We start from the raw sequence: 14,969 nt of genomic DNA on the forward strand, positions 1-14,969 counted from the left end.
AGTTTTTCTTCGTTCCAAAAATGTGCACCTTTTTTTCTGTTGAAAACGTAAAACTACTTAGGTTCTCAAAACCTTCTATGCATGACGACTTCTTAATCGCTTTCAATTAATATATTTTATATTCTTGTCTAAGTTCGCTTCTTTGATCCTTAGCTATTCCTTTTTTGAAATATAGAAACAGCATTACTTGTGATGATTTTTTTCAGCTCTAAATACACCTGTTTTCAAAGCAATATTTGCTTTTAGATATTCGATAAAACCATGTTTTTGTTACACCGGATTTTTGACAACGTGCAAGATGGATGATCTTTCCATCACCGAGACTATCTTCTTAGTCAGCACTCCTTTTCCGTCCTTTTCAACATAAAAACGACCATGCTATACGAGCTCTAACCTTTTTTTTGTATGCCATCATAACCGCATCAGAAAAGGAGAACGGTCTATGACTCGTATTGCATTAGCGCCTTCAAAGATGGTTTTGCTTATGTCTTTGGTAATTACTGGTGCCCACGCCAGCCCTGAGCAACCCCTAATAAAAGATACGCCCTTTGTATCTGGCCAGGCTTATAAGAAGGGTTTCTTCTGGTATGACGATCCTGCTAAAAAAAGCGAAGCTGAAGAAGAAGAGGTTTTGCCACCAACCGGTGCTGCTAGCTCGCCTTCAAAAGAGGAAATGGTAGATTTAAATTCAAAATGGCTAAAAGAGAATATGCCTCGACTGTTAACGCAGGCAATGGATAACCCTACCGCAGAAAATCTATCACGTTATTACACGGCGCAAAGGTTAATGCTGGATATCAGTACGCGTTTTTCTGACAAATCAAAAGATTATTTTCTTAAAAACCCGATGATGTCTGAAAAACGCAGGCAACCAGTGGAAAAGGTGGCACTGGATGCTCACCGCACTGTTGTTGAAAAAAATCAGCAAACGGTAATGAAAGATATCTTTACTAAGTCAGGTTTATTTTTCTTTTTCCAGAGTACTTGCCAGTTTTGCCACGAAGAAAGCCAAATACTTCAATTTATGCAGAACTATTATTCGGTAGATATTCTTCCAATCAGTATGGATGGAAGGCCATTGCATAATGGCCTTTTTCAGGATTTTAACATCCCCAACGCACAAATTATTGATCAATTTAAAATTCGAGAGGTACCTACAATTTTCCTGGTTTCAAAGGATGGGACATCAGCTCAGCGCATTAGTGAAGGCATGATCTCCGCTGATGAATTAAAGAACACTATTATACTTGCCGCGAAGGGCATGAATCTGATCGATGACGCTTCGTTCCAGTCAACTCTAGATATTAAAAGGCAATATACCATCGGCGATGATGGCGTTATTACCGTTAATAAATCCGAAATGGAATCAGACCCATTCCTACTTCAAAAAATAATGGACCAAAAACTCGAAGGCTATGACATGCCTACGGCCGATCCGGTCAATTATCTCAATGCTGGCGGCAGTTTTGGAGGCACTTATGCGCAGTAATGCCGTTTTCAACTTCAAAAAGTTACTTTTGTCTCTTTCTGTTTGTGCTGCAATTTTAGCCCCGACTGCAAATGCAGACAACGCAATGCGTAACATTTTCAATGGCATGATGACGTCTACCAGCCCGGCCACCTTTTCCACAGCAACCCGTACAGGCATAGTTGGCGGGTCAATGTCTTACCGAACAACAAACGTTAATACCAACCTTGTTTCCATGTCGTTTCCAAAAGCTTCTGTCGGTTGTAACGGTATTGACGTTTTTCTTGGGTCCTTCAGCATGATCAACGGGGACCAGCTTGTGCAGGTGGCCCGTGGTATTGCCCAGGGTGCGGCTATCTATGCTTTTAACGTTGCTGTTTCAGCTATTTGTGCTGACTGTGCTGCAACGATTAATGACATCCAAAACAAACTGCAAGCGCTAAATAAATTTGCGAAAGATTCATGCAATGCAACTTACTCTTTCCTTTCTGAAAACGTGGGTACGCCAAGCCAGTTCGCTAACTCAGTTAGCTCTGGACCAGCCTCAATTCTGGGATCGATTAATGGTCTTATTCCTGATTTTGGCTCATCGATGACAAAGTCACCTGAAGCTGTCACTTCTCAGGTTAAAGCAAAGGATCCCGAAGAGTTCGCTGAAAAATTCAGTGGTAACCTCTTCTATATGTCGTTCATGGATATTGATAAGGGAACGATGAACATCGGAGGGGTAACGGAGTTATCCGGTTATAAACTGGCAGAACAACTTATGTCTCTCGTAGGTACTGTCATTATCAACTGGGATAGCAAAGGCGAAAAAGCGGGAATGGAAGTCCGCCCGTCTACCATGACTGTCACGGATTACATCATGGGGCCACCAGCTGGCGGATCAATTAAAATGCTCAAGTGTTCTCCGGCACCAGATCCATCATCCCCACGAAAGGCTCAGTGCCTTGTCATGTCAGAAGTTAATGACGGTGGTTTTAAGGGATTGAAGGATACCATTTCTGATCTTCTTTTAAACGTACAGAAAAAAATCATCAACGACGTTCGTGTTTCAGATGATGAATTACGCATTATCTCCTATATCGGCATCCCGACCATTATCGACTCTTTGCAAACATTCGAAGCACCGGAAGGGTACGCATACATTCAGGACATCAGCACTATTGCTGCGACGAGCCTCGTAATCAACATGTTGCGCCAGGTTGAGGCCAAAATTTCAACCATGAGCATACCGAGTGAGTCGCTGTCGGGTAAAAGGGATGATCTCAACCGATTAACAGACAATCTCTCAAAACAGGTTAAAGCCGCCTATGAGCTATCGCACAACCAGGTCGGTACCAGCTCGGACGTCATTTCAACCTGGGATAACCGTCGCCTGCAACGGAAGGCTTTCACTGAAAGTATTCGTGGCACACGTAACTGAGGTCTGACATGGATTACAACATATATACCCTGGGTGATATTGATTTTGTCTGGTCGGCTTTTACCGGTATTGCCCTGATCTTTTCTCAATATACTGGTGTAAAAGAGTTCCTGACCACGGCCGCCGTTGTAGCAGGTGTGAGCCTATTCTATAAAACGTGGCTATGGCTTCAGGCTCCGACCAAAAATGAATTACCGTTTTTCTCCTGGTTTTTGGGGTTGATCCTTTTCATGATGGCAATGGTTCGAGTGGATGTAACTATTGAATCTGTAAAGTCGGGAGAGGTCAGAAACGTCGACGGAATTCCAATTTTTATTGCTGCGATGGCAACCGTCACCACTAACTTAAGCCAGGGTTTGCTGAAGGATTATAAAACAGCGTTTGATCCGCTTTCTCCGGTGGACCTGTCTGCAACAACTCTGGACGATGACATCACCCTCGGTCCGATGATCCGATTCGTGAAGTTTTTGCAATGGGGCGGCGATAGCCAGGGCTACTGTTCCGCATTTCCTGAACCGGCCAGCGGGCTAGGGCCAATGAACGTATGTGCTACCGTTCAGTCTCTTGCATACAACTGCCTGAAGGCTACCCAAAACTCAAGCGCAAATATTGCCGGTAAAGAAACTATTTTTAACGATATTTTCTCAGCTAATCTGGCAGATAGCATGGACCGGATTAATCAGGCGATGAAAGGCGCACTGAAGAATGCCTCTGCCAGTATTGTTGGCGCTAACGGTTCAAAATCTGGTACGTGTGATGAGGTCTGGTCAACTGTGAAACAGGTTACCAGTACAGCTGAAGCTCGCCAGACTATTTCCCTTATAGGACAGACAAACGGCATCCTTACTCCAGACGAAGCAAATGGTGCACCTACCGGCGCAAGCTTTACTGATGTTATGGCGTCAGCAAATGGTATGTACGGTAAGGCTATTGGTTCGTATGACGCCACCCTGAACCTGTTCATTATGAATGAGCTCAGAAATGGCGCAAGCAAATATAAGACCCCACTCGGTCTGGCTTCCGATATGCAGTTGTTTGAGGCTTCTCTGAAGCGAACCAACACAATGGCTTCACAGGGCCAGTTGTGGTTACAACTGTCGGGAGCAGCAATCGCATTCCTTGAAATGTTTGCTTATATGGTTGCTCCATTTGCTTTGCTTATGCTGCTGGCGTTAGGTGGTAATGGTGTTGCCGCTGCGGCGAAATATTTGCAACTTATCCTCTTCGTGAATATGTGGCCGCTTACGGCAGTAATGGTCAACGCGTATGTGAAGAAAGTCGCGACGGCCGACTTGGATACCTGGAGCACCCTCAACAGCCAGAATAATGCCGTCACGTGGATGGGACTCCCAGGGCTTGCGGAAACATACAGTTCATACCTGTCTGTTGCTTCCGCCCTCTATGCTCTGATTCCGGTACTCACATTATTCCTGATGACACAGTCGATTCACCCGATGATGAATGCGGTTAAGGGAGTGACCCCCGATGCGCCGGTGGATACTGGTCATGTAACGCCCAAAGTATGGGATGGCCCTAACAGCGGTAAATCTTCATTTGGTGACGTGACACGAACCGCCTTAACCAGTACCGGTCAGGGATACAGCGATGGCGGCGCAGTTGATTCAAGTAATTTCCGTCTTGGAATGTGGAATGCTGGTTCAAGTATCGCTAACAGCCAGGGACAAGGATCAGCTGTAACCTCATCAGTTATGAGTGCGGCAAGTAATTCATTCCAGGCTGGTTACAGTCAGATGAGCGAAATTGGAAGGTCAGGACAGTCGAGCCAGCAGTTCTCAACCAACCTGCAAACAATGAAGCAGATCTCGGATAAGATTGGTGCCTCTGTAGCAGAAGGTATTGCAACGAAACATGGGGTGAGTGCGTCTCAGATGGCCAGCATTGCTTCAAATGTTATTCTCAACGCTGGGCTTAATGGAGGTGTTGGAACTGGCAATGGAGCCGGGCTGAAAGCGGCTGTAGCAGGGCAATTGAGTAGCGGTGCATCTAAGACCAATACAGGCAGTGACTCGCTTTCAAATGACCTTTCAAAAGCAATCACGAATCAGCTTAGCCAGGATTCTGCGTTAACTGACCAGTTCAGTAAAGCGGCGTCTCAGGTAAGCAGCGATCAGATATCCAATACTAATGCGTTTAAAGAAGCATCGTCGAAAATGAACCAGGCGACACAGACGATGGCGCAAAATATTTCTACATCGGTTTCGACTAACGCAAGCTCCAATAGTGGAATGAGCCTTGATTCTAAACAAAGCATTAACCTGGACAGGTTCTCCGATTCTATTCGCAACAAAAACTTCAGTGATGATGATGTAAGGAATTTTGCTCGTAAGAATGGGCTGGATGAGAATGCGTTTATGGAGAAATTCAACTCCTATAACGATACCTTCAAGGCCAGTAATCAGCTTGGATCGCAGCTTCAACGTACTGACGCGCTTGTGGCTGCAACCCGAGATTTCAGTGAGCAAAAAATTGCGATTGATACCGCCCGGGGAGAGACGGCCGAAAGTAATAAACAGGATCTCCGTGAAACCTCCAGCCTGCTTAAAAGTCTGGTTTCCGACTTCGGTGGTAATGCACAGCAGCTGCTACCTATCACCAATCAGCTCGACAGAATTTCAGGTGACGGGTCAGGAATTAATACTATCACTCAGGCACAGGATAGAACTCCTGACAGCGTAAATACGTCTGGCGTGATGAGTGCGTCACGCGTAGGGGAACTGGGTGGAAGTGTAGATTCGCAGGCTAAACTCGGTCTTTCCTCCAACGCTCAGGACGCGACACAGCATGTCCCTGGAAAAAGTGAAGCTGGCTTTACTCCGTATAACCTTGATAACGCGGGCAAAGGCGATATTCAGGGAATACATAACAACAACGTGGGCCGCACTTATTCTGATGAAGAAAGGAATGTGCTTAATTCTCTCGAAAAGAATGGACCTGTACTGAATAATCAGGGTGTAGAGAAAGTCGTCAATTCGGGTCAGGATGTCAGAAATGCAGAAGGCACATTTAACGATCTGGAAAAGGTTGGAGGTCGGGTGGTTGGTGATGGAATGGATCAACGAGCCACTGCTTTGAACAGTATGTATCAGAGCGGGCAAGTTCGTGGCTTATCTAATAACACTGATAACTACTTTAGTCGTGTTGCCAACAACCCGAACTTAAGCCGGGACGATAAGCGAGCTGAATTGGCACAGCAAGCTGTCTTTACCTATGGTGCCAGCACCATGGCTACCGGTGCCGAAAGAGAGCAGCTCAAAGCGGATACCCAGAAGATCCTTAATGAACTGGGTAACTATAACGTTAACTGGAGTATGAATGACGTTAAGAGCATCCATAGCAGTTTCAACACTCATAACAGAGCTGATGGTTCACTTGAGTCAGTCGTACGGGCAAACCTGGGAGAAGGTGGGTCGGGCGGTGGTCTCGTTGGTAACCGCACTCAGACCGTCACAGATCGCTTGGTTGGGGAAAAGATAGAGGCCAACACTGAGCGGGGCGCGATTTCTGGTGCGCTACTCGGGGGCCAGCAATTTGTTTCGGATACGCTAACCAGCGTTGGGGCGAAACCGGTAAATGAGATGCTTACGGGAGCGGGCATCCTTCAAACCCAGACATCGATAGCAAATGATGCCTCTAACCCTGCAAATATGCCTGATTCTCTCCAGGGTAAAGTCCTTAATCACATGCAGATGTCTGATGGCGTCGCAGCTGTAAGTGACCGGTATCAGAGTATTAGCAGCGACGGCGTTTCGACTTATGCGAATGCAGCGCAGAACTCTGAAAGGGCTATCCGGCAGCAATTGACGGATGACCCACGCTTTGGGCCTCAGAAAGCAGATGAATTCATTCAGTACATGAAGTCAGAGCTGAGCAACACAAATGAGCCTTACCAGTCACGTGTCGATAAAGCGGATCAGTGGCTTAATGAAAATAAAAAATAAGGGAGGTTGAATATAACCTCCTGAAATGACTATCAATAGATTGTAAATTACTGCTAAACAATTAAGGCCGCAAAGTATGTGTTTGCGGCCTTTTTTTCAGAAGTACCGCTCTTGCGGAACATTCAACTGACGGTTTGAATCAGTGAAGACAAAAATCTATCAAACTCTGTATGAGATTCAATAACATAATCAGTAGATGCTTTGTCTCTTATCTGAAAGCAGTCGTCTGCAAAACTATAAGCGAAAAGTGACATGCCATCTTCTCCGATTAACACCTTATCAGTGAGATTTGGGTCAACGTAGATTTCATTGTCTCGTGCTTCAAAGTTGCGTATGTAAATATTTGACCACAATAGATTTTCGTTCTCTGCCTGAACAAGGTTATAAAACGTAAGTCCGTTGTACTCAAAACCATCCATAGCATTAAACACTTGGGCATAATCAAGCCTGGTTTTAATGAGTTTCTGTATATCTATATAGGCGCTCTTTTTGTGATCTGCCCACTCCACTGGAGGCGGATTGCAGATTAAGTCTTTCAAGACTTCCGGGGCTACCGGGCTGGCTAAAGGGTAGTGATCTGCAACCATCAACCTCTTTAAGCTGCTGAGTAGTTGAGTTAAATCTTTCATGAGCGCCTCTTACTTTCCTACCGGGTAGATAACACCGTTCGGCGATGGCCATAGAACTTTGGTGCTTGAATTATACGGTAGATCCTTCGTAATGATGGATTGTGCTTTCGACAGTGCTGAATGGTATGGTGAATTCTGAATAAGTACCAGGTTGTCTATAGCGTTTGTGCCACCATCATCAAGAGGGATCTTGTGGTGAACCTGCCACCCAGAGGGGACCTTGCCTGTTGCAAGTTTCATCAAATCGTTAGGTTCAAACGTAGCCAGGGCATCTGGGTGGTCTGAAAGTGATTTAAGGAAGTTAGGGCGTACAGTATTGTTGAATTGTCCACGGAGAGCTAAATATTCAGCTCTGTCTCGGCGCATGTAGTTCAATTCGCTAACATTCATATCATCGAGCAAAACGTGTGCTTTTTTGTACTTGCCGAGATAACTTGTCAATTCATCCGCAGACCTTGGATTTCGGATAACCAGAAGTGAAGCCGCTGCAACCAGCATACCTGAAGTTGTTTCGTTCAATACCTGGTCATAGCCTTCAACAGCTTCGCCGCCAAGTTGTTCAGCCGTATGTCGAAATCCCTCCACATTTCCATTATAAAGCCCGCCAGCTGCGAGAAGACGACCAGCCGCTTTGGAATTAATGGTTTTTGTTGATTGGGCGTGCTGTGCTGGTGTCGTTGATCGAACGTAATACCCCGGGCGTTTCAACTGACGAGAGATGATATCGCGCAGACGGGTAAAGAGGGACAGGGGCAGGTCATTGCGTAGGTTGCCATTTGATATAACCCCCGGCCCGGCATTGCCGGTTATGTCTTTTCTAAGCAGAACGATCTTACCGTATCTGATGTCGTCAAGCGTATCGCGGTAAGCGAGCCAGGGGCGTTGATGGTGGAACTGGTGATACCGGCTGACAAACTGTGTATATCCCTGCGGTAAATTCCATTCCTGAATAATCCGGTTTGGCAGGGCGGTATCTTCGAGGTCATGTACCGCCGTGGCCGGATGTATGATGTGGGGAATATCCTCAAGGTATATGTCATCCAGTGACTTAGCCTGACAGTGATGCAGCATAATGTCCCTTTCTTGTCGAATTCATATGAGACATTATTGCGTATGGTATAAAACAATCAATCCTAAAGTGGATGGGCGTACGAGATCAGCAGTGACAGGGTAAAAGGAAAGTTACTTTGTTCATCAGCGTCCCATGAGCTGATGGTACCTTGCGTTAAGAGCTGCAAGGTCAGATTCGGTGAGGCCCGTGTAATAATCGGTTTTGTGCAAATGCGGATAACCGGCCGGAAATAATGATTCGTCGTCATCAAGGCAGATAAATGCTTTAACTCGATGTGAAAAGACAAAGTCCTCACACTCGGCAGCCCGCACACCAGTCTGTCCGTGTTTTAAATATACCGAACCGGTTGCACCTATGATTTTGTCTCTATAAGGCACCCGGAACAGAGATTTCAGATAACTTGTATTAGCGCACTCACGCCATGAGCTGGAGATAACAATCACCATGGCAGGGCAGTTATCCAGCAATTTCTCTAACAGTGGCATTCGCTCAAAGGTTTCATTTTTACACCTGTGGCAAACCCCATCGAAATCTAAGAAAAGCACGACATGCGAATCAGGGAGAGGGGCCCATAAACCAGCTGTTGTTTCTTCATGAACACATACTTCTTCATGATGAGGGTTTTTCTGGATCAAGAAAGAAGAGAGAATCTTAAATAAATTTCTTGCAGAAGAAGACAATATATTACTCCTGAGTCAGTGTGAAATATTTGTGGTGGTTTACCCAAGCCACTCGATGATCTTCTGTAATATCGGGTTGTATTTATTTAACAACAGGAGTCGGGTTTTGCTCCGGGACATTTTTAGCTATATGGCCATTGTATCGAGGAGGTTGCTGGGTCCATTGATAAAGCTCACCCATCCCGTTACGCTGCTGGATCCGGCGATTGTACTTTACCATGAAGTTAAATATGTACTTTGCACGTACCTTTGGGGTTTTGCTGTTGTAATCTGCAATCCCTTCAAACACATTGCCCTTGCGATCAACAATTTTTCTATAGAGCCACCATGTTCCAACCCAGAAACTTGCGCAAGCATCGTAAGCCAGAACCCGCCACGTTACCGTCGGGAAATGCTTTTTTATTTCAGGTAGATTGGATGAGTTGATCTGCATTGGGCCAATATCATAAGTGCCGTTAGTATTCCTGCTGAAAGTACCAACCTTACCGCCTTCATTGTCAAACAACGTAAAAACCAGTTCAGCATCAATTCCGAAGTAGCGGGCGGCATCCGTAATGCACTGAGTGTAAATCTCATCAGGAACGGGAATAGGTTTCACATCATCTGCTGGTGGTGTAAACACAACGATTTCTCCACTGAATCTACGTTTTATCTATTCTCCCATATATCTATCGACTTTCTTTCGGCTTTACCCGTTGATTTAAGCGTTTAAGCAAAATTCTGGAATTTTGGGGCGTGATAATATTAGTGCTCGATTTAAGGAGCGGAAATGAAAAAAATTATTAAGGCATCGGTATTACTTCTTTCATTAAGTACCGCCTTCACGATGAATGCCGAGCCGGTTAATACAATGGTACTGCCAGATGCAGCCCGGGATAAGCTCAAAGCCATTGGGCTTTCAATCGAGCACGTCGAACCCTCGCCAGTAAAAGATATTTTTACGGTGATTTCCAGGGAGGGGGTAAGTTACGTGAGCAAAGACGGAGATTACATTTTTACCGGAAGCTTATTCCACGTGAAAGGTAAAGATGTGGTAAACACCACTGAGCAGGCCATTTTAATGGGCGTCCGGGAATTCGCATCCAAAACAAAATCCATCGACTACAAATCACCAAACGAAAAATACCGGCTTGCTATCTTTACCGATATAACCTGTGGATACTGCCAAAAACTGCATCATGATCTGAAGTCTTATCTTGATGCCGGTATTTCGATTAAGTTTCTTGCATTCCCACGTGCAGGACTGAACTCGGTAGTAGCCGGGAACATGGCCAAAATCTGGTGTTCAGCAAAGCCAAACGAAGCTCTGGATGCAGCGATGAATCCGGTTTCAACTATCCCGGAAGGACGTCCTGATGAGGCTTGCTTAAACATTATCAAATCGCATTTCCAGGTGGCCTCAACAATCCCGCTGCAAGGTACTCCTACCATGGTGACACTAAGCGGCAAACCGCAGTTATTTACGGGGTGGCTGAGCCCGGAAAACCTGGTGACCCAAATGGGCGCTGCGCAAAAGTAACTTTTCCGACTGTAAGAGGTGTGTATGAAATCTACTTTACTGAGTACGTTAATGCTGGTTGCTGTAGGTGTACAGCCCGTTTTCGCTGCACAATGTCAGTACGGAGCCTGTGGAACGGAAAACGATCCCGGAATCGGATTTCTGATGTCATCGGTACAAATGGATAAAGGTGAACATCTAAAGGAACTCTCTGGTGTTGCGACCACAGGTGACACCATCTCTAAAAAGATGGAAAGCTACCTGGGAAATAAAAAGCTCAAGGTAAACACCGACAGTACCCGCAAGGGGCCGGGTAATACCACCATCAGGCCTACAGATGAGCTCGCCCCAACGAGGCAACTAAAAGTTATCCGGCCCGAACTGGTAAAAAATCCCGATTCGCAGCTCGTGGTAGCTTTCAATGAGCGCCTGGCCTGATTTATTGACTGAGAGCGTCCAGAAGGAAAAAAGATGTCGATACTCAGTAGCTTCGTCATCAGAGCAACGGGGATACCTGACAAAAAGTATCTCCGGGATCCCGTAATAAAACGTTGTTATAAACGTCTGAGTCGTAGGGTGCCTGCTCTAATGACGGGGTGGCTTCTGTGCATTCTGGGTTCAGGGTATGTCAGTATGGCACTGGAACAGCCTGATAGCACTGTATTACTCAGTCTGCTGCTGTTGTATGTTATGTCAGGCATTTTACTGATGCAGTTCCAGTATATGTATTCAGAGCGAAGCATAGGCTACAAGTTCTACCTGGAAGTGCTTATGAATGCAGCTGCCAGTACTCAACATAAAGAACAGTTACAGTATCTGTTCATTAATAAGCCCAATTCCATCACGATGGGCGATCTTTACCGACTTTATGATTTTAATGGGGGAGGGCGATAGCCACGTTAATGTGCGTGTCCAAAAGTCACTTTTGAACATTCTCTTCCCGCCGTCTGCTTTCAGTTCCAGGGGATCACTGCAACATAATTTCCGGAACGCAGCGGCGCATCAAATTTATCAGTAAAGGCGTCGATCATTGCTGAATAAGCAATGCTGTCTGACGGCACAGGTGCATTGCTTTGCATACTCACTTTCAGAACCTGCTTTGCTCCTTTCGCTGACGGGTATACCTCGACATCCAGCTGTCGCATATAGTGCATCTGCGACATCGTCTCAGTGCCTATTACCCCATCGACTGGCTTGTAGTCATAGTCAGTATGCAATTCGCCATGCTTGTCAGTTCTCGTTGTCTTTTTATCTACAACGTAGCCTGTCACCCCAGTAAGAAGCTGCTCGCTATACTGCATGTTCTCCTGTGAGCTGCTGATTCGGAACCTGAGCACATAATCTGGCTGGTGAGTGGAAATAATGACTCCTTTTTTTGCTAATCCATCAGCAAAACGGCCTGAAAACATTCTGGACTGAATACTTTCGTCCGGAGGGACTATCTGAAACCTTTTATTTGTAACAGGACGAGGCATTAGATCGTACGCATCTACCTGGTTTGCGAAATGATATCCGCATCCACTCAAAAGCATTGCGGTTGTGAGTATAAAGCCCTGCCTAATCATCCTTTAATCTCCAAAAAGCATTGTTTCACGAATAATTCCGATTTACCGGGCCAGTATAATCCATCGCAGGTTAATAACTAACAGGCTGAAAAGCATAAAGGTAGCTATGTCTAAAGAATTTTATTTAAAACCGATGGCCACGATTTTAATTTCTGCGGTTATTGCTACCGCTGCCTCGGCGTTAATCACGGCAACTTATTTTAAACCGAAGGTGCTCAGTGAGGAAGAAATTGGCAAAATTGCCGCTACTTACCTGGTAAAAAATCCCCATTATTTAGTGGAAGCAGGTAAGGCGCTGGAAAATCAGAACGTGAGTGCCTCAGTGGAACGAATAATTCCATATGCGCCAGCTCTGCTGGATACCAAGGAGACGCCAAACATCGGCCCTGATGACGCCGACGTCGCGGTAATCGAGTTCTTCGACTATCAGTGTATTTACTGCATGCGGGTTACACCTGTTGTTGAATCGGTAATGAATCAGAGCAAAGATGTAAAATTCTTCTTTAAAGAATTCCCGATTTTTGCCGGTTCAAAACCTGTATCTGCCATGGGGGCCGCTACGGGTCTGCACGTCTATCAGAATTTCGGTGCTGAAGCCTATCGTAAGTACCACAACAACCTGATGGCTGTGGCTCATACCTTCATGACCTCTCAACGCAAATTCGAACTCACTGACTTTAATACTGTGGTGGAAAAGTCAGGGTTTAACAGCACGTTTTCTGACAGGGAAAAAAACCGGTATGAAAACGTGATCTCCGGCAATATGCAGCTGGGCGAAGCGCTCGGGATCACCGGCACACCCGGTTTCATCATTATGAATATGAAAAAGCCGAATGCGGCGACTACCACATTTATCCCCGGGGCTATGGACGCAGCAACTTTGCAGGGCGCAATCGAAAAAGCTCGCGGGGCCTAAAGTTACTTTCACATTTGATGAGTACGGCCATGCCGGTCATGGCCGCTACGCTTTTACAACGAGTAATTCATCCCAGCGGGTCGTATATCTCGGTGATAGCATGGCCTGCTTCATACGAAAATCCTGTTGAATGCCTTCCCCCAGTAAAAACAGAGCTCCGCGCTTTTCTTTATTGAACCGGTCCATAACTTTCATCAGTGCCTGACTGCCAGGCCTGGCCGGGCGAGTATCAAACAGGCTGAGTTGCTCTGTGCCGTCAGTCATAGCGGAGAGCATTACCCCTGCTTTCGCATACGCTATCCCGGGTCTGTAAATGCGGTTCAGGATGGTCATGGCTGCATCAACCAGATCGCGGGTGTCCTGTGTAGCGGTAAGCGGCTCGATACCACAATTGCTGTAGCGGTTTTCACCTTGCGCATAATTGCTACTCTGAATGAAGACTGTGATTTGACGGGTCCACGAGCCATCCTTGCGCAGCTGCTCTGCCGCCCGGGCGGTAAAAAATGAAACTGCCTCATGTAGCTTGCCTATCTCATTAAGGCGCTGACCAAAACTTCTGGAAACGATAATCTGTTGCCTGACAGGAGGAGACTCGTGCAGCCGGAAACATGGTTCGCCATGCAGTTCCCGCCAGGTACGCTCGATTTCAACGCCAAAGCTTTTACGTAAAAAGCGAACGTCGCTATTATAAAAATCACCGGCAGTGATGATCCCGAAAGCCGACAGGCGTTCACTAATCTTTCGACCAATACCCCATATTTCTCTGGTACTGATCAGGCTCAGGAGCTTCCTGATCCTGGCCTGATCAGTCAAAACTACAACCCCGCCTGTAGCTGCCCATCGTTTGCTCGCATAGGTGCATAATTTAGCGAGGGTTTTGGTGCTTGAACAACCCACACCACAGGTAAGGGACAGATTATGAAGAAGTGTACTTCTGATCAACCGGCCGTAATCTTCATAATCTATTATCTTGTTCATGTTTTTCAATAACATGAAATTTTCATCTATGCTATATCGACTCGATTGAGGCGCGAAGCTTTCCAGCGTTTCATGGAAGCGATTTGAGTAGTCTTCATACAAAGTAAAGTTAGAGCTCCGGACTTCGATCCGGTGTTGCTGAATCAAATCCCTGCACTTAAAAATTGGGGTCCCACGCTTAATACCAACGCTTTTAGCCAGTTTATTCATTGCAATGACGGACGAATCGTTATTGCTGGCTATGATGAGCGGCTTTTTTGACAGCTTGGGATCCATCGCACACTCAAATGCCGCATAGGCTCCGTTAATATCAACGTGCATGTACATGGCTGAACTGATTCAGTGCAAAGGTGACGACGCCCCATATCTCAAGGGATTCAGGATTTACACGTATCGGCTTATAGGCTGGATTAGAAGGCATCAAAAGCAGCTCAGGATACGTGTGTAAGATCTTTACCGTAAACTCTCCATCCACCAGCGCAACGACGATAGAGCCGTGTCGTGCTGTTAAAGACCGATCCACAACCAGTATTGCTCCATCATTGATACCGGCATTGATCATACTGAGGCCCGCCGCCCTGACAAAGAAGGTTGAGGGGCGGTTGCGGACTACATATTCATGCAAATTTAATTCATTATCTTCATGCCCGGCGCACGGACTCATCACTCCACAGCTTAGTAAATCACTGAAAAAAGGTGCCATTTCGTAAGGCTTGTTGCTAATGTGCTCAAGGATAACAGACATAGCTACACTCGAATTCTTGTACTGTATGTATAA

General features: G+C 45.9%; 14 protein-coding genes. 7 read left to right on the forward strand and 7 right to left on the reverse strand.

What is annotated here, in order from left to right:
* The first annotated feature begins 442 nt into the window (after positions 1 to 442).
* Genes ACOTX7_RS19120 through ACOTX7_RS19130 form a run of 3 tightly spaced genes read left to right on the forward strand, consistent with a single transcriptional unit; the run spans position 443 to position 6,853 of the window.
* Positions 443 to 1,489 carry a thioredoxin family protein gene (locus ACOTX7_RS19120; RefSeq protein ID WP_000196727.1) on the forward strand — a complete coding sequence of 349 codons (1,047 nt, stop codon included), beginning with the start codon at positions 443 to 445 and terminating at the stop codon, positions 1,487 to 1,489.
* Positions 1,479 to 2,894 (forward strand): IncHI-type conjugal transfer protein TrhH, encoded by a 1,416-nt coding sequence (gene trhH, locus ACOTX7_RS19125; RefSeq protein ID WP_085013660.1) that lies wholly within the window; start codon positions 1,479 to 1,481, stop codon positions 2,892 to 2,894. Before ACOTX7_RS19120 ends, trhH begins: the two co-directional genes overlap by 11 nt.
* An 8-nt stretch (positions 2,895 to 2,902) precedes the next feature.
* Positions 2,903 to 6,853: a conjugal transfer protein TraG N-terminal domain-containing protein gene (locus ACOTX7_RS19130; RefSeq protein ID WP_000386160.1), complete on the forward strand. Its 3,951-nt coding sequence runs from the start codon at positions 2,903 to 2,905 to the stop codon at positions 6,851 to 6,853.
* A 122-nt stretch (positions 6,854 to 6,975) separates the two neighbouring features.
* Here the strand turns inward: ACOTX7_RS19130 and ACOTX7_RS19135 are convergent, their stop codons facing one another.
* The 4 genes from ACOTX7_RS19135 to ACOTX7_RS19150 form a co-directional block, all read right to left on the reverse strand.
* Positions 6,976 to 7,482, reverse strand: a complete 507-nt coding sequence (locus ACOTX7_RS19135) for a YrhA family protein (RefSeq protein ID WP_000654195.1) — start codon at positions 7,480 to 7,482, stop codon at positions 6,976 to 6,978.
* A 9-nt stretch (positions 7,483 to 7,491) separates the two neighbouring features.
* Positions 7,492 to 8,553 carry an HNH endonuclease signature motif containing protein gene (locus tag ACOTX7_RS19140; protein ID WP_000902297.1) on the reverse strand — a complete coding sequence of 354 codons (1,062 nt, stop codon included), beginning with the start codon at positions 8,551 to 8,553 and terminating at the stop codon, positions 7,492 to 7,494.
* A gap of 123 nt (positions 8,554 to 8,676) precedes the next feature.
* Positions 8,677 to 9,234: an HAD domain-containing protein gene (locus tag ACOTX7_RS19145; RefSeq protein ID WP_001371950.1), complete on the reverse strand. Its 558-nt coding sequence runs from the start codon at positions 9,232 to 9,234 to the stop codon at positions 8,677 to 8,679.
* Between the two features lie 82 nt (positions 9,235 to 9,316).
* Positions 9,317 to 9,856 (reverse strand): lytic transglycosylase domain-containing protein, encoded by a 540-nt coding sequence (locus ACOTX7_RS19150; protein WP_000494968.1) that lies wholly within the window; start codon positions 9,854 to 9,856, stop codon positions 9,317 to 9,319.
* A gap of 147 nt (positions 9,857 to 10,003) precedes the next feature.
* On the opposite strand from ACOTX7_RS19150, the gene ACOTX7_RS19155 reads away from it, so the two are divergent.
* The 3 genes from ACOTX7_RS19155 to ACOTX7_RS19165 all read left to right on the forward strand — a co-directional run bounded on the left by ACOTX7_RS19155 (position 10,004) and on the right by ACOTX7_RS19165 (position 11,626).
* The gene (locus tag ACOTX7_RS19155) at positions 10,004 to 10,753 is read left to right on the forward strand and encodes a thioredoxin fold domain-containing protein (protein ID WP_000720274.1); all 750 of its coding nucleotides are present in this window, start codon (positions 10,004 to 10,006) and stop codon (positions 10,751 to 10,753) included.
* A gap of 24 nt (positions 10,754 to 10,777) precedes the next feature.
* Positions 10,778 to 11,170: a hypothetical protein gene (locus ACOTX7_RS19160; RefSeq protein ID WP_000843243.1), complete on the forward strand. Its 393-nt coding sequence runs from the start codon at positions 10,778 to 10,780 to the stop codon at positions 11,168 to 11,170.
* A gap of 195 nt (positions 11,171 to 11,365) precedes the next feature.
* Positions 11,366 to 11,626, forward strand: a complete 261-nt coding sequence (locus ACOTX7_RS19165) for a hypothetical protein (protein ID WP_001439466.1) — start codon at positions 11,366 to 11,368, stop codon at positions 11,624 to 11,626.
* 59 nt (positions 11,627 to 11,685) lie between these two features.
* On the opposite strand, the gene ACOTX7_RS19170 is transcribed toward ACOTX7_RS19165, so the two are convergent.
* Entirely contained in the window at positions 11,686 to 12,033 is a 348-nt protein-coding gene (locus tag ACOTX7_RS19170; protein WP_121343843.1) for a hypothetical protein, read from the reverse strand.
* A 370-nt stretch (positions 12,034 to 12,403) separates the two neighbouring features.
* Between ACOTX7_RS19170 and ACOTX7_RS19175 the strand changes: the two genes are divergently transcribed.
* Positions 12,404 to 13,213 (forward strand): DsbA family protein, encoded by an 810-nt coding sequence (locus ACOTX7_RS19175; RefSeq protein ID WP_000031378.1) that lies wholly within the window; start codon positions 12,404 to 12,406, stop codon positions 13,211 to 13,213.
* Between the two features lie 45 nt (positions 13,214 to 13,258).
* Here the strand turns inward: ACOTX7_RS19175 and umuC are convergent, their stop codons facing one another.
* Together umuC and umuD are read right to left on the reverse strand one after the other, a co-directional pair.
* On the reverse strand, positions 13,259 to 14,512 hold the full coding sequence (gene umuC / locus ACOTX7_RS19180) for a translesion error-prone DNA polymerase V subunit UmuC (protein ID WP_001371894.1): 1,254 nt from the start codon (positions 14,510 to 14,512) through the stop codon (positions 13,259 to 13,261).
* The gene (gene umuD / locus ACOTX7_RS19185; protein WP_000111290.1) at positions 14,502 to 14,936 is read right to left on the reverse strand and encodes a translesion error-prone DNA polymerase V autoproteolytic subunit; all 435 of its coding nucleotides are present in this window, start codon (positions 14,934 to 14,936) and stop codon (positions 14,502 to 14,504) included. The genes umuC and umuD overlap by 11 nt, the downstream gene beginning before the upstream one ends.
* Between the last annotated feature and the right edge of the window lie 33 nt (positions 14,937 to 14,969).

Source organism: Enterobacter cloacae complex sp. IR5418, assembly GCF_049238105.1.
GTDB lineage: Bacteria > Pseudomonadota > Gammaproteobacteria > Enterobacterales > Enterobacteriaceae > Enterobacter > Enterobacter hormaechei.